At 60.5% G+C, this 18980-nt stretch carries 15 protein-coding genes; all 15 read left to right on the plus strand.

The features are described from left to right. The first annotated feature begins 220 nt into the window (after window positions 1-220). The gene (locus JFN91_RS05560; protein WP_199388195.1) at window positions 221-1507 is read left to right on the plus strand and encodes a nucleotide sugar dehydrogenase; all 1287 of its coding nucleotides are present in this window, start codon (window positions 221-223) and stop codon (window positions 1505-1507) included. Window positions 1508-1540: 33 nt separating this feature from the next. Then, window positions 1541-2194 (plus strand): acyltransferase, encoded by a 654-nt coding sequence (locus JFN91_RS05565; RefSeq protein WP_199388196.1) that lies wholly within the window; start codon window positions 1541-1543, stop codon window positions 2192-2194. Between the two features lie 3 nt (window positions 2195-2197). Beyond that, window positions 2198-3298: a DegT/DnrJ/EryC1/StrS family aminotransferase gene (locus JFN91_RS05570; RefSeq protein ID WP_328745893.1), complete on the plus strand. Its 1101-nt coding sequence runs from the start codon at window positions 2198-2200 to the stop codon at window positions 3296-3298. Window positions 3299-3324: 26 nt separating this feature from the next. Next, complete coding sequence (locus tag JFN91_RS05575) at window positions 3325-4308, plus strand: NAD-dependent epimerase/dehydratase family protein (protein WP_199388197.1); 984 nt, start codon at window positions 3325-3327, stop codon at window positions 4306-4308. Then, window positions 4295-5446 carry a DegT/DnrJ/EryC1/StrS family aminotransferase gene (locus tag JFN91_RS05580; protein WP_199388198.1) on the plus strand — a complete coding sequence of 384 codons (1152 nt, stop codon included), beginning with the start codon at window positions 4295-4297 and terminating at the stop codon, window positions 5444-5446. Before JFN91_RS05575 ends, JFN91_RS05580 begins: the two co-directional genes overlap by 14 nt. 1 nt (window position 5447) lies before the next feature. Next, on the plus strand, window positions 5448-7325 hold the full coding sequence (gene asnB, locus JFN91_RS05585; protein WP_199388199.1) for an asparagine synthase (glutamine-hydrolyzing): 1878 nt from the start codon (window positions 5448-5450) through the stop codon (window positions 7323-7325). After that, window positions 7322-8299 (plus strand): class I SAM-dependent methyltransferase, encoded by a 978-nt coding sequence (locus JFN91_RS05590; protein ID WP_199388200.1) that lies wholly within the window; start codon window positions 7322-7324, stop codon window positions 8297-8299. Before asnB ends, JFN91_RS05590 begins: the two co-directional genes overlap by 4 nt. A 49-nt stretch (window positions 8300-8348) precedes the next feature. Continuing rightward, window positions 8349-9308: a methionyl-tRNA formyltransferase gene (locus tag JFN91_RS05595; RefSeq protein WP_199388201.1), complete on the plus strand. Its 960-nt coding sequence runs from the start codon at window positions 8349-8351 to the stop codon at window positions 9306-9308. After that, window positions 9295-10470, plus strand: a complete 1176-nt coding sequence (locus JFN91_RS05600; RefSeq protein ID WP_199388202.1) for an N-acetyl sugar amidotransferase — start codon at window positions 9295-9297, stop codon at window positions 10468-10470. The genes JFN91_RS05595 and JFN91_RS05600 overlap by 14 nt, the downstream gene beginning before the upstream one ends. Beyond that, window positions 10467-11072: an imidazole glycerol phosphate synthase subunit HisH gene (hisH, locus tag JFN91_RS05605; RefSeq protein WP_199388203.1), complete on the plus strand. Its 606-nt coding sequence runs from the start codon at window positions 10467-10469 to the stop codon at window positions 11070-11072. The genes JFN91_RS05600 and hisH overlap by 4 nt, the downstream gene beginning before the upstream one ends. Beyond that, the gene (locus tag JFN91_RS05610; protein WP_199388204.1) at window positions 11072-11833 is read left to right on the plus strand and encodes an AglZ/HisF2 family acetamidino modification protein; all 762 of its coding nucleotides are present in this window, start codon (window positions 11072-11074) and stop codon (window positions 11831-11833) included. Before hisH ends, JFN91_RS05610 begins: the two co-directional genes overlap by 1 nt. A 719-nt stretch (window positions 11834-12552) precedes the next feature. Next, a complete protein-coding gene (locus JFN91_RS05615) occupies window positions 12553-15321 on the plus strand; it encodes an SLBB domain-containing protein (RefSeq protein WP_199388205.1) in 2769 nt (922 codons plus the stop codon). A gap of 54 nt (window positions 15322-15375) precedes the next feature. Then, window positions 15376-16554, plus strand: coding sequence for a GumC family protein (locus JFN91_RS05620; RefSeq protein WP_199388206.1), 1179 nt, complete (start codon window positions 15376-15378; stop codon window positions 16552-16554). Between the two features lie 104 nt (window positions 16555-16658). Then, window positions 16659-17939: a nucleotide sugar dehydrogenase gene (locus JFN91_RS05625; RefSeq protein ID WP_199388207.1), complete on the plus strand. Its 1281-nt coding sequence runs from the start codon at window positions 16659-16661 to the stop codon at window positions 17937-17939. Window positions 17940-17980: 41 nt separating this feature from the next. Beyond that, a complete protein-coding gene (locus JFN91_RS05630) occupies window positions 17981-18967 on the plus strand; it encodes a Gfo/Idh/MocA family protein (protein ID WP_236014973.1) in 987 nt (328 codons plus the stop codon). The last annotated feature ends 13 nt before the right edge of the window (window positions 18968-18980 follow it).

Consider the following 18980-nt stretch of genomic DNA (forward strand, 5'->3'; position numbering starts at 1 on the left):
GGACACAGCTGCTGCTTCAAACAGTTCTCATCCGTGTGCTGTACCTGTGACTTCTTTTTTTTCGCTGAGAATAGGAACACGGCATGAAAGCTGCTGTGGAGTAAGTCGTTTCGGATACGGGGGCTGGCTCGCCCGGGTGACCGGGGGCAATCTCGTAGGTGCAGGCTGTACTTCAATGACCATTTTGTTGTGAAATCCACTGCTGGGGAGACCATCTTAGATGAATCACAATCGTATTATTTCCGTCATAGGTTTGGGCTACGTAGGCCTGCCGGTGGCGGTCGCGTTTGGCAAGGTGCAAAAGACGTATGGGTTCGATATCAATGCAGCACGCATAGAAGAGCTTAAAAGTGGGCACGACCGTACCGAGGAAGTAACCCCGGGCGAACTTCGGGAGGCCCACATCGTCTTCACCGACAGCATCGATGTATTGCGGGAGGCGGATTTCCACATCGTGGCCGTCCCCACCCCGGTCGACTCGGCCAATCAGCCCGACCTGACCCCGATGCTGCGCGCGTCCGAGACGGTAGGGAAGGCCCTCAAGAAGGGGGACATCGTCGTGTACGAGTCGACGGTTTACCCTGGGGTGACCGAGGAAGAATGCGTCCCCATCCTGGAGCGGGTCTCCGGCCTCGCCTGCGGCACCGACTTCTGCGTGGGGTACAGCCCGGAGCGCATCAACCCCGGCGACAAGGAGCACACCTTCACCAAGATCAAGAAGGTGGTATCCGGGCAGGACGCCGCCACCCTGGAGATCGTCGCGCAGGTCTACGAGTCGGTGGTCACCGCCGGGGTGCACCGGGCCCCCTCCATCATGGTCGCCGAGGCCGCCAAGGTCATCGAGAACACCCAGCGCGACCTCAACATCGCCCTCATGAACGAACTGGCCCTCATCTTCGACCGCATGGGAATCGACACCAACTCCGTGCTGGAGGCGGCAGGAACCAAGTGGAACTTCCTGAAGTTTCAGCCGGGCCTGGTGGGGGGGCATTGCATCGGGGTCGACCCCTACTACCTGACCCACAAGGCAGAGAAGCTCGGCTACATCCCGCAGGTGATCCTGGCGGGCCGGCGCATCAACGACGGCATGGGCAAGTTCATCGCGCAGCGCACCGTGAAGGAGATGATCCGGTCCGGGCACAACGTGCTTGGCTCCCGCGTCACCGTGCTCGGCCTGACCTTCAAGGAGGACTGCCCCGACTTGCGCAACTCCAAGGTGATCGACATCATTCACGAACTTAAGGACTACGGCCTCGAGGTCCAGGTCTGCGATCCTCTGGCCGACCCTGAGGAGGCCGCGCACGAATACGGCGTCACCCTCGTCCCTGCCGAAAAGCTGCAGATCGCCGAGACGGTCGTGGTGGCCGTAGCACACAAGGAGTACCGGGCGCTGTCTCCGGAACAGATCAAGGGGATGATGAACGGTTCGCCGCTCGTCATCGACGTGAAAGGAATCTTTAAGCCCGAGCAACTGGCAGAACAGGGCATCCGGCTTTGGAGATTGTAGGCCGGTAATAGCTCCCCATTCTCAGGAGGAGAGATGGACTACTTCGTACATGAATCATCCTTTGTCGATGACGGGGCCACGGTCGGCGCCGGCACCAAGATCTGGCACTTCTGCCACGTCATGTCCGGGGCCGCCATCGGCGAGCGCTGCAGCTTCGGCCAGAACTGCGTGGTCTCCCCGGGGGTCGTGATCGGCTCCAACGTGAAGGTGCAGAACAACGTCTCCATCTACGAGGGGACCGTGATCGAGGACGACGTCTTCCTGGGTCCCTCCTGCGTGCTCACCAACGTCACCAACCCGAGGTCGCAGGTGCTGCGCCGCGCCCTCTACGAGAGGACCCTGCTCAAGCGCGGCTGTTCAATCGGGGCCAACGCCACCGTGGTCTGCGGCATCACCCTCGGGCGCTACGCCTTCGTGGCGGCCGGGGCGGTGGTGGCCAAGGACGTCCCCGATTACGCCCTCATGGTCGGCGTCCCCGCCCGCCAGAAGGGGTGGATGAGCCGTCACGGGCACCTGCTGAAGAACCCGGACCGGGAAGGGGTGATGACCTGCCCCGAGAGCGGGCTGCGCTACCGCGAGGTCGAGCCGGGGGTGCTGCGCTGCCTCGACCTGGACGAGGAGGCCCCGCTGCCACCCGAGCTGGCGGTAGGGAAGGATTTCTACGATGCCTTGAAAGGGGGCGCCTAGACCGTGACCAAGCTCGAATTCATCGATCTGAAGAGCCAGCAGCAGCGCATCATGCCCGAGCTGGAGCGGCGCATGAAGGCGGTGCTGGCCCACGGGCAGTACATCATGGGGCCGGAGGTGGCGGAATTAGAGGAGAAGCTGGCCCGCTACGCAGGAACCAGGCACTGCATCACGGTGGCGAGCGGCACCGACGCCCTGCTGGTGGCGCTGATGGCCCTGGGCATAGGACGCGGCGACGAGGTGATCACCTCGCCCTTCACCTTCATCGCGACCGGTGAGATGATCGCGCTCCTCGCTGCGACGCCGGTCTTCGTCGACATCGACCCGGTCACCTACAACCTCGACCCCGCACGCATAGAGGCCGCCATCACCCCCCGCACCAGGGCGATCATGCCGGTGAGCCTCTACGGCCAGTGCGCCGACTTCGACGCCATCAACGCGATCGCTGCGGCCCATGGCCTCCCGGTGATCGAGGACGCCTGCCAGAGCTTCGGCGCCACCTATCGCGGCCGGCGCTCCTGTGCCCTTTCCAGCATCGGCTGCACCAGCTTCTTCCCGTCCAAGCCGCTTGGCTGCTACGGCGACGGGGGAGCCTGCTTCACCGACGACGACGTACTGGCCGTGAAGATGCGCCAGGTGCGCCTGCACGGGCAGGACCGCAGGTATCATCACCCCACCCTGGGGATCAACGGCCGCATGGACACCCTCCAGGCCGCCATCGTGCTCGCCAAGCTGGAGGTCTTCGAGGACGAGGTGGCGGCCCGGGGGCGCATCGGTGCGCGCTACAGCGAACTGCTGCAGGGGGGTGTCGGCACCCCGCGCCTTGCTGACGGCAACAGCTCCGTCTACGCGCAGTACACGGTAGCGGTCGAGCGCCGTGAGGAGCTGCAAAAGGGGCTGGCCGAGGCGGGCATTCCCACCGCGGTGCACTACCCGATCCCCCTGCACCTGCAACCGGTCTTCGCAGGGCTTGGGTACCAAAGGGGGGACTTCCCGGTTTCCGAGACGGCCGGGGAGCGGGTGATGAGCCTACCCATGCATCCGTACCTGACCGAGGAGCAGCTTGCCTTCATCACGGAGCACGTGCTGCGCCTGACCAGATAAACCGAATTCAACCAAAGAGGAAAACGATGGCATTGAACGAGATCAAAGGAAGCAGGGTAGTGGTAATCGGCGGCGCCGGTTTTATCGGTTCCCACGTGGTGGGCGAACTGCTGAAGACCGAGGTCGGCTCCGTCGTCGTCTACGACAACTTCACCCGGGGCAAAATGTCCAATCTCGACCCGCACCTGGCCGACCCCCGCTGCACCATCTACCCGCACGGCGGTGACGTGCGCGACGTGGACCTTCTGGACGACGCCCTCAAGGGGGCGGACTACGTGATCCATCTCGCCGCCATGTGGCTTCTGCACTGCCGGGACTTTCCCCGCACCGCCTTCCACGTCAACATCGAGGGGACCTTCAACGTCCTCGAGGCGTGCGTGCGCAACCAGGTGAAGAAGCTCGTCTACTCCTCCTCCGCTTCCGTGTACGGCGACGCGGTCGAGGTCCCCATGACCGAGGATCATCCCTTCAACAACCGCAACTTCTACGGCGCCACCAAGATCGCCGGCGAGGCGATGTGCCGCGCCTACTTCGACCGCTACGGCCTGAACTACGTCGGCCTGCGTTACATGAACGTCTACGGCCCGCACCAGGACCAGACCGCGGTCTACACCGGGGTCATCCCGATCATGCTCAACAAGATCGACGCCAACGAGCAGCCGGTGATCAACGGCGACGGTTCCCAGGCCTACGACTTCATCGACGTGGAGGACGTGGCCCGCTGCAACGTCAAGGCCCTGATCTCGGAGGCGACCGACCGTTTCTACAACGTGGGGACCGGGGTGCAGACCTCGATCCGCGAGCTGTGCGACCTGATCCTCGAGTTAAAGCAGAGCGACCTCAAGGTCCAGTACCGCCCCTACAGCGCCGACGACGCCCGGGCCCTGGTGCAGAACCGCATCGGCTGCCCCAAGAACGCCGAGGCCGACCTCGGCTTCACCTACCAGCTGTCCCTGCGCGAGGGGCTCAAGAAACTGATCGCCTGGAGGGACGCCCATGGCAACCGATAAGCGCACCATCCAGATCTCGCTCCCCTGCACCGGCGAGGAGGAGTGGCAGGCCTGCCGCGGACCGCTGGAGAGCGGCTGGCTCACCCAGGGGCCCCAGGTGGCCGCCTTCGAGAAGGGGTTTGCCGAGCGGCACCGGGTCACGCACGCCCTCGCCACCACGTCCTGCACCACCGCACTGCACCTGGCCCTCGCCGCGCTCGGCATCGGCCCGGGCGACGAGGTGATCGTCCCCGCCTTCACCTGGATCGCCACGGCCAACGCCGTGCTCTACTGCGGCGCGACCCCGGTCTTCGCTGACGTGAGGCGCGACACCTACAACATCGACGTCGAGGACGTCAAGCGGCGCCTGACCCCGCGCACCAAGGCCATCATCCCGGTGCACCTGTTCGGCCTGACCGCCGACATGGACGCCCTGCGCGCCGTGCTCCCTAAAGGGGTGCGCATCGTGGAGGACGCCGCCTGCGCCTCGGGTGCCTCCTACCAGGGGACCCCCGCCGGGGGGCTGGGCGACTGCGCCGCCTTCTCCTTCCACCCGCGCAAGTCGATCACCACCGGCGAGGGGGGGATGCTGACCACCAACGACCCGGAGCTGGCCGAGATCGCCAACATGCTCAGAAACCACGGCGCCAGCCTCTCCGAGGAACAGCGCCACCTCGGGCCGCGTCCCTACCTCTTGCCGGAATTCAACCTGCTCGGCTTCAACTACCGGATGACCGACCTGCAGGGCGCGGTGGGGCTGGTGCAGCTGGGCAAGCTGGACGGTTTCCTCGCCGAGCGGCGCCGCTGGGCGGATTGGTATCGCGAGGAGCTGGAGAAGATCGGCTGGATCCGCCCCCCCAAGGTCCCGCAGGGGTACGAGCACGCCTGGCAGGCCTACGTCACCTACGTCGACCCGGAGCGCGCGCCCTACGCGAGGAATGAGATCATGGACCGGCTGCAGCAGCGCGGCATCGCCACCCGTCCCGGGACCCACGCCGTGCACATGCTCGGCTACTACCGCGACCGCCTCGGCCTGAAGCCGGAAGAATTCCCCGGGGCGCGCGACTGCGACGCGCACACCATGGCCATCCCGCTGCACAACCGCATGTCCGCCGAGGACTACGCCTACGTGGTGCAGGCGCTGAAGGACATCGCCTGATATGTGCGGCATAGCCGGCATCCTCAACTTCGACCGGGCCCCGGTCTCCCCGGTCATCCTGCGCCGGATGACCGACGCCATCGCCCACCGCGGCCCGGACGGCGAAGGGCACTACGTCGACGGGCCGCTCGGGCTTGGGCACCGCCGCCTCGCCATCATCGACCTATCCCCGGCCGGGCAGCAGCCCATGGCCAGCGGCGATTACGTCATCAGCTACAACGGCGAGGTGTACAACTTCAAGGAGCTGAAGGTCGAGCTGGAGTCGCTGGGGCACCAGTTCCACTCCAAGACCGACACCGAGGTGGTGATCCACGCCTATCTCGCCTGGGGGGAGCGCTGCGTCGAGCGCTTCAACGGCATGTTCGCCCTGGCCATCTGGGACAAGCGCCGCCGCGAGCTGTTCCTGGCCCGGGACCGCTACGGCATCAAGCCGCTCTACTACGCGCTGTCATCGCGGTGGCTCCTGTTCGGCTCCGAGCAGAAGGCCCTGCTCGCCCACCCGGAGCTCAATCCCGCCGTGGACCGCGAGGCGCTGGTCGAGTACTTCACCTTCCAGAACATCTTCACCGACCGCACCCTGCTGCAGGGGGTGAAGCTGTTCCCCCCGGGCTCTTGGGCCAAGGTCGCCCTGGACCGCCCGGCCGCGCAGCTCGCCCCGGTGCAGTACTGGGACTACGACTTCGGTGAGCCGGAACATCCCCTTAGCGAGGCGGAGTACCTGGAGGAGCTGAACCGGCTCTTCTGCCAGGCCGTGAACCGACAGCTGGTCAGCGACGTCGACGTCGGCTGCTACCTGAGCGGCGGCATGGACTCCGGCTCCATCACCGCGGTGGCCGGGTCGCAGCTACCCTACATCAAGACCTTCACCTGCGGCTTCGACCTCAGTTCCGCCTCGGGGCTGGAACTTGGCTTCGATGAGCGCAAGCGCGCGGAGCACATGTCCTACCTCTTCAAGACGGAGCACTACGAGATGGTCCTGAAGGCGGGGGACATGGAGCGCTGCCTGCCGACGCTCACCTACCATCTCGAGGAGCCGAGGGTGGGGCAGAGCTACCCCAACTACTACGCCGCGAAGCTCGCCTCACGGTTCGTCAAGGTCGTCCTCTCCGGCGCCGGCGGCGACGAGCTCTTCGGTGGCTACCCCTGGCGCTATTACCGGGCGGTGAACAACGACAACTTCGAAGACTACGTCGACAAGTACTTCCGCTACTGGAAGCGGCTCATCCCGGCCAGGGACGTCACCCGCGTCTTCCAGCCCATCTGGGACGACGTGAGCGGGGTGCAGACGCGCGACATCTTCTCGAATGTCTTCAAGAAGCACGAACACCGGCTCTCGACGCCGGCCGACTACATCAACCACTCGCTCTACTTCGAGGCGAAGACCTTCCTGCACGGGCTCCTGGTGATCGAGGACAAGATCAGCATGGCGCACAGCCTGGAGACCCGCGTCCCGTTCCTGGACAACGACCTGGTCGACTTCGCCCAGAAGATCCCGGTCTCCTTCAAGCTGCGCAGCCTGGAAGAGGTGGTGCGCATCGACGAGAACGAGCCGGGCAAGGAGCAGAAGTACTTCCAGAAGACCAACGACGGCAAGATCATCCTGCGCCGGGTGATGGAGCGCTACATCCCCGACAGCGTGACCAAAGCGGAGAAGCAGGGGTTCTCGGCCCCGGACGCCTCCTGGTTCAAGGGGGAGAGCATCGACTACGTGCGCCGCAACCTCCTGGAGGGGAACCCCCTCATCTACCAGTACCTGGACCGCAAGGTGGTGCACGAGCTCGTGGACGACCACCTAAGCGGCAGGCAGAACCGGCGCCTGTTCATCTGGTCGCTTTTGAACGTGGAGCAGTGGCTCAAGCAATACGCGGAGGGGCAATGACAAGGGAAGAGTTCGCCGGCAAACTGCAGGCACTTTTGGGTGACAAGGTGGTGTTCGCGCCGGGCGCCAACTTCGCCTCGCTGGCTGCGACGGCCGAGGCAGCCGAGCAGTCGCAGACCAACGACGCCTTCTCGGACAAGTGGGGGCGCTACGACCAGAGCGAGGAGAAGCAGCGGCTCTACGAGATGCAGAGAAAGTGGTACCTCGACCTCTACGGCTTCTCCGGGGAAGAGGATCTCGCCTCCTTCCTGGAGGGACGCGGGGTGATCTTCGACGCCGGCTGTGGCCTGGGCTACAAGGCGGCCTGGTTCGCGGAGCTGGCGCCGCACTCCCTGGTGATCGGCATCGACTTCTCCGACGCGGCCAGGCAGGCGGCGCAGAACTACCGCCATCTGCCCAACCTGTTCTTCATCCGAGGCGACATAGCCGCCACCCCTTTTCCCGACGGCTCGGTCGACTACGTGAGCTGCGACCAGGTCATCATGCACACCCAGAACCCGGACCTGACCTTCGCCGAGCTGACCCGGATCACCAGGAAGGGGGGAGGGGAGTTCGCCTGCTACTTCTACCGCAAGAAGGCGCTGCCGCGCGAGCTTCTGGACGATCACTTCCGGCTGCGCTGCAAGGAGATGGCTAGCGACGAACTGTGGGCGATGTCGGAGCAGTTGACCGAGCTGGGCAAGAGACTCTCCGAGCTGAAGGTGAGCTTCGACGCCCCCGACATCCCGGCGCTGGGCATCAAGGGGGGGCGCTACGACATCCAGCGCTTCTTGTACTGGAACTTCATCAAGTGCTTCTGGAGCGAGGAGCTGGGACCAGAGACCTCGGTGGTGACCAACTACGACTGGTACAGCCCGAGCAACGCGCGGCGCTACGGCAAGGAGGAGGTGCTGGCGCTCGTCGAGCAGCAGGGGCTTGCCACCAGGCACTTCCACGAGGAGGAGGCCTGCTACAGCGGCAGGTTCGGGCGTTGAAAGGTCCTATGGCAAAAGAAAAGAACGTGCCGGTTATCAGGGGTGGTCTATGAGGGTTGTCTTCGTCGGCGCTTCCCGTTTCGGTTTTAAGTGCCTCGACCGCATTCTGCATCTGGAGAATATCGAGGTGGTGGGTGTGGTCACCAACGAGGAGCGCTTCACCATTTCCTATGCCCCGGAAGGGGTGGTCAACGTTCTTTACGCGGACCTCAAGACCTTCGCGGCGGCCAACGATATACCCGTCCACGTGATGCAAACGAAGATGACCGAGACCGGGCTGGTCGCCCAGGTCAAGGCGTGGCAGCCGGAACTGTTTGTCGTGGTCGGCTGGTATCACATGGTTCCCCGAATACTGCGCGACATGGCTCCGGCCGTGGGGCTGCATGCATCCCTGCTTCCCGATTACAGCGGCGGGGCGCCGCTGGTCTGGGCCATTATCAACGGTGAAACCGAAGCTGGCATCACCTTGTTCGAGTTTGCCGATGGTGTGGACAACGGCCCGGTGCTCGGCCAAGCCTCAACTGAGATTACGCCGGAAGACACCATAGCGACTGTTTACGGCCGGATCGAGGTGCTGGGGCTCGACCTGCTGGTTCGGTGTCTGCCCCGGGTGGCTGGCGGCACGGCGCAACGTCTAGTGCAGGACGAGTCAAAGCGGAGGGTCTTCCCCCAACGCAGGCCGGAAGACGGGCTGGTTGACTGGAATCAGCCGGCGCAGTCGATATATAACTTTGTCCGGGCCCAGACTCATCCTTATCCGGGGGCCTTCACTTTCCATCACGGAAAAAAGCTGCACATCTGGCACGCCAGGGTTGCTGACGCAGGTGTGCTGCAGGGCAGCACCCCCGGTATCTGCTCCCTTCTGGATGGGCAGGTGCTGGTCGCCTGCGGAAACAACACGGCGATAGAGATATTGCAGGTCAGCGCCGATGGCGCCGAGGTCACCGCAACAACATGGTTCAGCCAGCACGACAAACATGCACCGGTGGTATTTGATGCTCCTCGATAGCAGGATCGACAAGGCAGGGGTAAGGATCTGTTCGCGCTGCATTTACGACGAGCGTGTCGCATCGATAAGCTTCGACGAAAATGGCGTGTGCAACTACTGCCACCAGGTGGACACCCTGAAGGAGCAGTACGGGACCGGCACCCCGGAGGGGGAGCGCAAGTTCGCCGCCATCGTCGAGGAGATCAAGCGGGCCGGGCACGGCAAGCAGTACGACTGCGTGATCGGGGTGAGCGGCGGGACCGACTCCTCCTACATGGTCTACCTCGCCAAAAAGTGGGGGCTGCGCCCGCTGGCGGTCCACTACGACAACACCTGGAACTCCGCCATCGCCACCCAGAACATCCGCCACGTGCTGGGCGCACTCGACGTGGACCTGTACACGCACGTCATCGACAACAAGGAGGCGGACGACATCTTCCGCGCCTTCTTCTACGCCGGGGTCGCCGAGATCGAGGCGTCCACCGACCTGGCCCTCGCCGAGACCATGTACCGCGCCGCCTACAAGTACGGGGTGCACTACGTGCTGGAAGGGCACTCCTTCGTCACCGAGGGGATCACCCCGGTGGGCAGGAACTACTTCGACGGCGAGTACATCCGCTCCATCCACCGTCGCTTCGGTAACATGCCCATGCACTCCTATCCCCTGATGACCTTCGAGCGGTTCCTGTGGTGGTCCTGCGTGGCCCGCATCAAGAAGATCCGGCCCTTCTGGTACATCAACTACTCCAAGGAGGAGGCGCGGGCCTTCCTGGAGCGGGAATACGGCTGGGTCTACTACGGGGGGCACCACCTGGAGAACCGGATGACCGCCTTCTTCCACGGCATCTACGCCCCGGGCAAGTTCGGCGCCGACTTCAGGAACAACACCCTCTCGGCGCTGGCGCGCATCGGCACCATCACCCGCGAGGAGGCCTGGGCCCGGTACAACACGCCGCCCAAGGTGGAGGACGAACTCCTTTCCTACTTCAAGAAGCGGCTGCGCCTCTCCGACGACGAGTACCAGCGGGTCATGCGCCAGGAGCCCAAGTGCTGGCAGGACTACCCGACCTACAAGAAACGCTTCGAGGCGCTGCGCCCGCTCTTCTCGGTGCTGGCCAAGGCAAGCCTCGTACCCATGAGCTTCTACCTCAAATACTGTTTTCCAGCCGCGGAGCAGAGATGATCACCATAGTCGACTACGGCATGGGGAACCTGGGTTCCATCCATAACATGTTCAAGCGCATCGGCGCCGCCGCCGTCATCACCGGCGACCTGGAGCAGGTAGCGCGTGCCGAGAAGATCCTCCTGCCGGGGGTGGGGGCCTTCGACAACGCCATGCTGCGCATCGACGAGAGCGGCCTCAGGGAGGTGCTCGACCAAAAGGCTCTGGTGGAGCGGGTGCCGGTTCTGGGGATCTGCCTCGGCATGCAGCTTCTGACCCGCTCCAGCGAAGAGGGGAGCCGGCCGGGGCTTGGGTGGGTGGCCGCGCAGACCAGGCGCTTCCCGGCGCTGCCGGGGCTCAAGGTGCCCCACATGGGGTGGAACCTGGTCGAGGTAACCAGGGACAGCCCCCTCACCGGCGGGCTCGCCGGCGAGGTTCGCTTCTACTTCGTGCACTCCTACTACGTCTGCGTCGACGACGAAAAGGACCAGATCCTCACGGCCCATTACGGCCTCGACTTCACCGCTGCCCTGCAGCACGACAACATCTACGGCGCCCAGTTCCATCCGGAGAAGAGCCACCGGTTCGGGATGCAGCTCCTTAAGAACTTTGCGAGTCTTTGATGCTGAGAACGAGAGTCATACCGGTACTTCTACTGAGAAACGAGAGCCTCGTGAAGACGGTGCGCTTCGGGAAGTTCACCTACGTCGGGGACCCCTGCAACACGGTGCGCATCTTCAACGAGCTGGAGGTGGACGAACTGCTCTTCCTCGACATAACCGCCACCCCCGACAAGCGGAGCCCGAACCTCAGGGTCCTCTCCGAGATCGCCGACGAGTGTTTCATGCCCCTTGGCTACGGCGGCGGGGTGCGCGACTTCGAGACAGCCAAGGCGATCTTCGAGATCGGCTTCGAGAAGGTGGCGCTCAACTCCTTCGCGCTGGAGCAGCCGCAGTTCGTGACCAGGCTTGCCGAGCACTTCGGGAACCAGTCCGTGGTCGCCTCGGTCGACGTGAAGAAGGACCTCCTCGGGCGCTACCGGGTGCACAGCGAGGCGGGGAAGCGCAACACCGGGAGAAACCCGGTCGAGTGGGCCCAGGAGCTCGAGGCGCTCGGGGCGGGGGAGATCCTGCTCACCTCCATCGACCGCGAGGGGAGCTGGGCGGGGTTCGACGTCGAGCTCGTGCACGCCGTGGCCCAGGCCGTAACCGTGCCGGTGATTGCCCACGGCGGTGCCGGGAGCGTCAAGGACATCGGCACCGTGGTCAGGGAAGGGGGCGCCTCCGCCGTAGCGGTCGGCAGCATGGTGGTCTTCCAGAAGAAGGGGATGGGAGTGCTGGTGAACTTTCCCTCCCAGGAGGCCATCAGGGCGGAGCTGGAATAATGATGTCAATTTTCAGTCACTCGCTCAGTCTTTGACACTCTTTCCTCTCCAAATGCATTTCACTCTTCTTTCCTTCCTCATGCTCTATGCCACTGCTACGAAAAAAATCTCTCTCTTAGTATCCTTCTATTTTATTTCTGATACACTCTGTCTCCGTCGGTAAGTGTCTGGGAATGAGAACAAAAGGTGGAAAGTCTTTCCAGGGTGCTGGTCCGCCTGCTTGACGGTTACGATTTATTGAGGCGTAATACATGAAAAGTGGGCATGAAAACTGCTCAGCTAGCATGTGTCAAAAAAGTGGTACAGTGTCTTTCAAGGCTTGACTGGAGATGCTTGGCTTCCGTTGTTTTTGCATTTACAATGCGCTGTGTAAGTGGTATAGACTAGAGACTGATCATTAGTAATGCCTTTTGTTTTATTGGGTGCAGTTGTGATCGGCTCTGCCCGTTGGGCAGTCACGGTAATGTCACAAAGAATTTCCTTCGTGTTTTCGGTGTGAGCTACTGCCTGATCCCCCAATGCTGTTCCCGCCCTAATTAACAAACCACCCAACTGCTAAGACGTCGGCGCACGGATTGGAGCCTGAATGTCCGTTATTTTTCAGTAGGTTTTGGTTTACATTTGAACAAGTAAATGATATACGATGCACCGAATCTTTGTTAAGTTTTGTGCCTTTCATATGCCGTCTCTCGTGATTCCAGTTAGAGGTACAACCAAGCATGAAAAGAATCCTGCTTCTCGTAGTAACGCTTACACTCCTTTCCATCGCAACCGCCTTTTCCGCCTCCAATTCGGAGGATTCCTCCTCGAACGTTACTCCAGCCGCATCAAAGGAAGAAGGCACCCTCGATGTTTCTTCCGACTACTTCAGCACCCACGATGACGCCGATGACGACAACGTGCCGCGGGACAAAGCCAGCGATCAATCGAGCTATCGCCGCAAGTCCACGACCCGGGAAGTCGATGCTGATGACGAAACCGTCGACGCTGTGTTCGCAAAAGACCGCAAAGGGCAGGCCGAGGATCTGAGGGAGACAGGCGGCAAGGACGAGCGGGACTTCTTTGATCCTGCGACTGGCAAAGAAGAGAAACAAATATCGGACGGCACGTCGCGCAAGGAGCGCCAGAGTATCCGCGACGACAGGGATATGAAGGACAAATCGGAAAGGACCGGGAAAAAAGAAAAGAAGGAAAAGAAAAAGACGGCCAAGGCGCCTGTCAAAAAGTCGGGACAACCGGTGCAGGAGCCCTCGGCATTGGAACAGGCCATGGGTGAAAACCCGCTCATCATCGACAAGTCCCGGCCGCAGCCCTACGGGTGGGATCAACTGACCCAGTTCGGCTACAACTTCTTCAAGCGTGGCAAGGATACCTTCGCGGCCCAGACCGACGTTCCGGTGGGGCCCGACTATCTCGTCGGCCCGGGAGACCGCTTAGTCGTCACGCTCTGGGGAAGTATCAACGGCACCTACAAACTCGAGGTGAACCGCAGCGGCGAGATCGTGCTCCCCAAGGTGGGCGCGGTAAAGGTCGCCGGGGTGGCTTACGGCGAACTGCCGGCAGTTTTAAAGGCGAGCGTTGCCCGCATTTACAAGGACTTCCAGCTTAACGTGAACCTGGACAAGCTGAGGCTGATCAAGGTGTACGTGGTGGGGGAGGTCGCTTCCCCGGGTGACTACAACGTGAGCTCCCTCTCAACGGTGATCAGCGCACTCTCCGCCGCCGGTGGACCCTCCAAAAACGGCAGCCTGCGCAACATCCAGATCAACCGCAACGGCAAGGTGGTGGAGACGGTCGATCTCTACGATTTCTTCCTCAAGGGTGACAAAGGCAAAGATATCCGCCTGCAGCCTGGGGACACCATCCTGGTCCCGGTCATCGGCCGCGTCGCCGGCATTGTCGGCAACGTCAAGCGGCCGGGAATCTACGAGCTCAAGGGTGACAGTTCACTCAAGGACCTCTTTGCCCTGGGGGGCGGGGTCAATCCTACCGGCTACCTGCAGAGAGTCCAGTTGTACCGCATCGAGGCGCACGACAAGAAGATCGTCAACGACTTCAACCTGGATCTCAGTGGCGTCGCCGCCGAGCAGCAGACCTCCGCCATCAAGATGCAGGACCTGGACCTGGTCAACGTCCTCCCCATAGACAGCGTGCTGCGCGGCTATGTGCGGCTCGAGGGGCATGTCCTGCGTCCCGGCGACTATGCCCTGAAGCCAGGCATGAAGGTGAGTTCGCTGTTGCAGGGCGACAACCTCCTGCCCCAGTACCACGGCGGGGCAGCCCAGATCATCCGCCTCTACCCGCCGGACCTGCACCCCGAGATCGTCTACTTCGACGTCACTGGAGCCTTGAAGGGCGATGCCGCCCAGGACGTCGAACTCAAGGAGTTCGACCGGGTGAAGATCTTCTCGCGCGAGCAGATGGAGGAGACCCCCGTCGTCAAGGTGAGCGGCGAGGTGCAAAAGCCTGGCCTGGTCCGCTACCTTGAAAATATGACCGTTCGCGACCTGCTCATGCAGGCGGGCAACGTGAAACTGTCCGCCTATCTGGGGAACGCCGAAATCACTAGGATCAAGCGCGACAGCGGTTCGGTCACCTCCTATTCCATTTCGGTGAACCTCGAGCAGGCACTGAAAGGGGGCGCTGAAAACATCAAGCTGGAGCCGTTCGACGAGCTCACCGTGCGTCGCATCCCCAACTGGGCGGAGGCCACCGAGCGCTACGTTACCTTGAAGGGCGAAGTCATGTTCCCCGGCACCTATCCCATTTACAAGGGAGAGCGGCTCAGTTCCGTCATCGCCCGCGCCGGCGGCTTCACCGATCTCGCCTATTTGAAGGGGGCGAGGTTCACACGCGAGAACGCGCGCAAGCTGCAGCAGCAGCGTATGGACGAGGCTCTCGACAAGGCGCAGGATCAGATCATCAAACTGCAGAGCAACGTCTCCCAGACGGCTGCTTCGGCCGAAGAGGTCGCCAGTTCTAAGGCTACCTTGGATAACCTCATGCGTAGTATCGAGATCCTGAAAACCAAGAAAGCCGAAGGTCGGGTGCTCATGGAGATCACCTCGCTGCGCGACCTGAAGGGGAGCACGTACGATCTGGAGCTGCAGGGTGGCGACCAGCTTACCGTCCCCAGCGACCCCGGTGGCGTCAACGTGATCGGCGACGTCTACAACCAGAATACAGTCGTCACGCAGCGTGGCCGCGACCTAGAGTGGTATCTGCAACAGGTCGGCGGTCCCACCGGCGACGCGGATCTTGACAGCATCTACGTAGTCAAGGTTGACGGCTCCGTCATCAGCCAAGTCAACTCCTCTAAGTTCCTGTTCTACAATTCGTTCTGGAGTAAGAAGCTGGACTCCGGTGACACCGTAATCGTGCCACGCCAGTACGAGAAGACCGCGTGGCTTAGGAATATCAAGGATATTGCCCAGATTATCGGCAATATAGCAATGACCGCTGGTGTGGTAATCGCGGCGGGTAAGTAGACACGCACCGTGGCAGGTGCTGAAATAGACTCAACGCCCTTGGCGAAGGTGGATATGGAAAAACAACACAAAACGGAAGAACAGGAAATCAACCTACTGGAGCTTTTGCATGTCGTTGTTAAACGCAAAATGCTGATCTTTAAGATATGCGGTTTAGCCATAGTTACATCTGTGATCTACAGCTTGCTGCTTCCAAATATTTACTCGTCAACTGCGAGGGTATTGCCCCCTCAGAAGGAGGGGGGGGGCGGCCTTTCCGCACTGCTGGGGCAGGCGGGGGGGCTAGCCGCTTTTGCAGCCAGTGGCGGCGTAACCGGGGGGAGTGATCTCTACGTCGGCATATTAAAAAGTCGCTCTGTTTCCGATGCCGTCATACGGCGCCCCGATATCTCGCCTGGATTTTTCGGGAAAACGCAGGAAGAGGCAAGAAACCTCGTGAGCAGCGCAGTCAGAATTCAGGCTGGAAAAGACGGAATAATTTCCATTACAGCTGAGGACAAGGACGCAAAACGCTCTGCACTTTTAGCTAACGCTTTTGTCAAGGAACTTGGTGAGACGACGGTGAGACTGAATCTCTCCAAAGCCAGCACCGAGCGGATCTTCCTTGAAAAGCGCTTGAACATGGTCAAAAACGACCTTCAGGCAGCTGAAGATGCACTTAAGGCTTTTTCGCAGGCCAATAAGGTGGTCCAGGTTGATGCGCAGGCTAAGGCATCCATAGAGGGCATAGCCCGTCTAAAAGGCGAACTCGCGAGCAAGGAGGTGCAGCTTGCTGTTATTAGGACCAAACAAACTGAGGAAAGTCCCGATGTGAAGGCAACAGTAAGTGCCATCAAGCAACTCAAGGGTGAACTCGAAGCCATATCGGGAAGTGGCGGCAACGGTGGCGGGATTCCATCCCTTGGCAATGTTCCCGGTGTGAGTCTTGAATATACGAGAAAGCTTCGTGAGCTTAAAACACAGGAAGCAGTCTTTGAACAGCTCACCAAGCAGTACGAAGTGGCGAAGATAAATGAGGCAAAAGATTCAAGTTCCTTCCAGGTGCTCGATGAGGCTGTCGTGCCGATGAAAAAGAGCGGGCCGAAACGCTCTCAAATTGTCATGACTTCAGCCATAGTCGCGTTATTTATATCTTTGGTGGCCATATTTATTCAAGAATCGATGAGCCGAATGTGTGATGATGACAGGAAATTGCTCGAAAGTATCAAGCGACTTGCCTTCTGCTTGAAGTAAGATTAACCAGATTCATCGGGGCGCTATGTGTTCGCTCTGTGCATGCTTTAACTTGTGATTACACTCGCTGCTAAATCTATTGAACGCTCCACTTTGGTGATTCAGTGAAAAGAACAATTTCTGTTATTGGATTGGGATACGTTGGTCTGCCTGTGGCAGTTGCATTCGGCAAGGTTGCCAGGACGGTCGGGTTTGATATAAATTCTGCCCGCATCGAAGAGCTCAAGGCCGGTGTTGACCGTACGGAGGAGGTATCTGCGTCTGACCTTGAGGCGGCTGATATCCTTCTCACTGATCGAATTGATGATCTTCGACTGGCTGACTTTCACATCATCGCCGTACCCACCCCTGTAGATGCAGCAAACCAGCCGGACCTAAGCCCCATGCTGAAGGCTTCAGAAACGGTGGGGCGTGCGCTCAAGCAAGGCGATATCGTGGTGTACGAATCTACAGTTTATCCCGGTGTAACCGAGGAAGAGTGCATCCCCATTCTGGAGCGGGTCTCCGGGCTGAAAAACGGCAACGATTTCACTGTAGGGTACAGCCCGGAACGGATCAATCCCGGCGACAAAGAGCACACCTTCACCAAGATTAAGAAAATAGTCTCAGGCCAGGACCTGCGGACCTTGGAGATAGTGGCCCGGGTCTACGAGTCGGTGGTTACTGCAGGCGTCCACCGCGCGAGTAGCATAAAGGTGGCCGAGGCTGCAAAGGTGATTGAGAACACCCAGAGAGATCTGAACATCGCGCTCATGAACGAACTGGCGCTCATCTTCGATCGGATGGGCATTGACACCAGCGAGGTGCTTGCCGCTGCTGGCACAAAGTGGAACTTCCTCAAGTTCAGCCCCGGTCTTGTAGGAGGGCATTGCATCGGCGTCGACCCGTACTACCTGACACACAAGGCCGAAAAGATTGGGTACATCCCCCAAGTGATCTTGGCGGGGCGTCGTATCAATGACGGCATGGGGAGATTCGTTGCCCAGCGTACCGTGAGGGAGATGATCCATGCGGGACACAGCATTCTAGGGACGACGGTCACCGTCCTTGGCCTTACCTTCAAAGAGGACTGTCCTGATCTGCGTAATTCCAAGGTCATCGATATTATCAAAGAACTCGAAGATTATGGCGTTAAGGTACAGGTGCACGACCCACTCGCCAATCCTCAGGAGGCCGCCCACGAATACGGCATCGAACTGACACCTTACGAGCAACTGCGACCTGCCGCTGCGGTTATTGTAGCTGTAGCTCATAGGCCATACCGTCAGTTCCCCGCCGATGAACTGAAGCGACTCTCGGGTGAGAACCCGGTACTGGTTGATGTAAAAGGGGTGTTTTCACCCGCTGCCATGGCAACGGCCGGATTTCGCGTATGGCGGTTATAGAGTTATAGAGTTTGAATGTTCATGTGACAAAGGAGCGGTGAATGTCTGACACTATTGTAGAAGAGAACGAAATGCGCACGCAGAAGAATTTCGCCATGATAGGTGCTGGTGGGTACATCGCACCGCGTCACATGAAAGCCATCAGGGACACCGGAAATGTTCTGGTCGCGGCTTTAGACCCGTCAGATTCAGTGGGTATCCTTGACAGCTACACGTACGACGTGGCTTTCTTCACAGAATTTGAGAGATTCGACCGCCATGCGGAGAAACTGCGTCGTCAAGGAGAGGATAAGCGCATTCACTATGTGAGTATCTGTTCGCCCAACTACCTTCATGACTCGCACATACGCTTTGCCATGCGCATCGGGGCCGACGCCATTTGCGAAAAGCCGCTGGTGCTGAACCCTTGGAACCTCGACGCGCTCCTCGAGGTCGAGCGCGAAACCGGCCGGAAGGTGCACAACATTCTGCAGCTGAGGACGCACCCCGCCATTGTCGCCCTGAAGGAAGCAGTCACCAAGGCCAACAAAAAAGAGAAGTACGAGATCGACCTAACCTATATAACCTCCCGCGGCAGATGGTATTTCACATCCTGGAAGGGCAACGGTGAAAAGTCGGGTGGTGTGGCCTCCAATATAGGAGTTCACTTTTTCGACATGCTCATGTGGATTTTTGGGGGCGTAAAGCATCATGAGGTCCACCTAGCGGATGAACGCAAGATGGCAGGGTTCCTGGAACTGGAGAAAGCCAACGTCCGCTGGTTCCTCTCCGTGGACCGCAACGATCTACCTTCTGAGGCGCTTGCCGCAGGCAAGAACACCTTCCGTTCCATAACGGTCGATGGCGATGAGTTTGAGTTCTCCGAGGGGTTCACCGACCTGCACACGGTTGTCTACAAGGAGATCCTGGCTGGGCGCGGGTTCGGTATGGAAGACGCCCGCGCTTCGATCAACTTGGTTTATGAGCTGCGAAATGCGAGGGCCGTCGTCAGCAGTGGCAACTCCCATCCGTTTTTAGACCGCAAATAAAGATCAATTTGGG

It is taken from the genome of Geomonas anaerohicana (genome assembly GCF_016458305.1).
Taxonomy (GTDB): domain Bacteria; phylum Desulfobacterota; class Desulfuromonadia; order Geobacterales; family Geobacteraceae; genus Geomonas; species Geomonas anaerohicana.

Excerpts from the sequence above, each read along its gene's own strand:
- JFN91_RS05560 (WP_199388195.1), top strand. The coding sequence starts at position 221 with ATGAATCACAATCGTATTATTTCCGTCATAGGTTTGGGCTACGTAGGC.
- JFN91_RS05565 (WP_199388196.1), top strand. The coding sequence starts at position 1,541 with ATGGACTACTTCGTACATGAATCATCCTTTGTCGATGACGGGGCCACG.
- JFN91_RS05575 (WP_199388197.1), top strand. The coding sequence starts at position 3,325 with ATGGCATTGAACGAGATCAAAGGAAGCAGGGTAGTGGTAATCGGCGGC.
- JFN91_RS05580 (WP_199388198.1), top strand. The coding sequence starts at position 4,295 with ATGGCAACCGATAAGCGCACCATCCAGATCTCGCTCCCCTGCACCGGC.
- asnB (WP_199388199.1), top strand. The coding sequence starts at position 5,448 with ATGTGCGGCATAGCCGGCATCCTCAACTTCGACCGGGCCCCGGTCTCC.
- JFN91_RS05590 (WP_199388200.1), top strand. The coding sequence starts at position 7,322 with ATGACAAGGGAAGAGTTCGCCGGCAAACTGCAGGCACTTTTGGGTGAC.
- JFN91_RS05595 (WP_199388201.1), top strand. The coding sequence starts at position 8,349 with ATGAGGGTTGTCTTCGTCGGCGCTTCCCGTTTCGGTTTTAAGTGCCTC.
- JFN91_RS05600 (WP_199388202.1), top strand. The coding sequence starts at position 9,295 with ATGCTCCTCGATAGCAGGATCGACAAGGCAGGGGTAAGGATCTGTTCG.
- hisH (WP_199388203.1), top strand. The coding sequence starts at position 10,467 with ATGATCACCATAGTCGACTACGGCATGGGGAACCTGGGTTCCATCCAT.
- JFN91_RS05610 (WP_199388204.1), top strand. The coding sequence starts at position 11,072 with ATGCTGAGAACGAGAGTCATACCGGTACTTCTACTGAGAAACGAGAGC.
- JFN91_RS05615 (WP_199388205.1), top strand. The coding sequence starts at position 12,553 with ATGAAAAGAATCCTGCTTCTCGTAGTAACGCTTACACTCCTTTCCATC.
- JFN91_RS05620 (WP_199388206.1), top strand. The coding sequence starts at position 15,376 with ATGGAAAAACAACACAAAACGGAAGAACAGGAAATCAACCTACTGGAG.
- JFN91_RS05630 (WP_236014973.1), top strand. The coding sequence starts at position 17,981 with ATGTCTGACACTATTGTAGAAGAGAACGAAATGCGCACGCAGAAGAAT.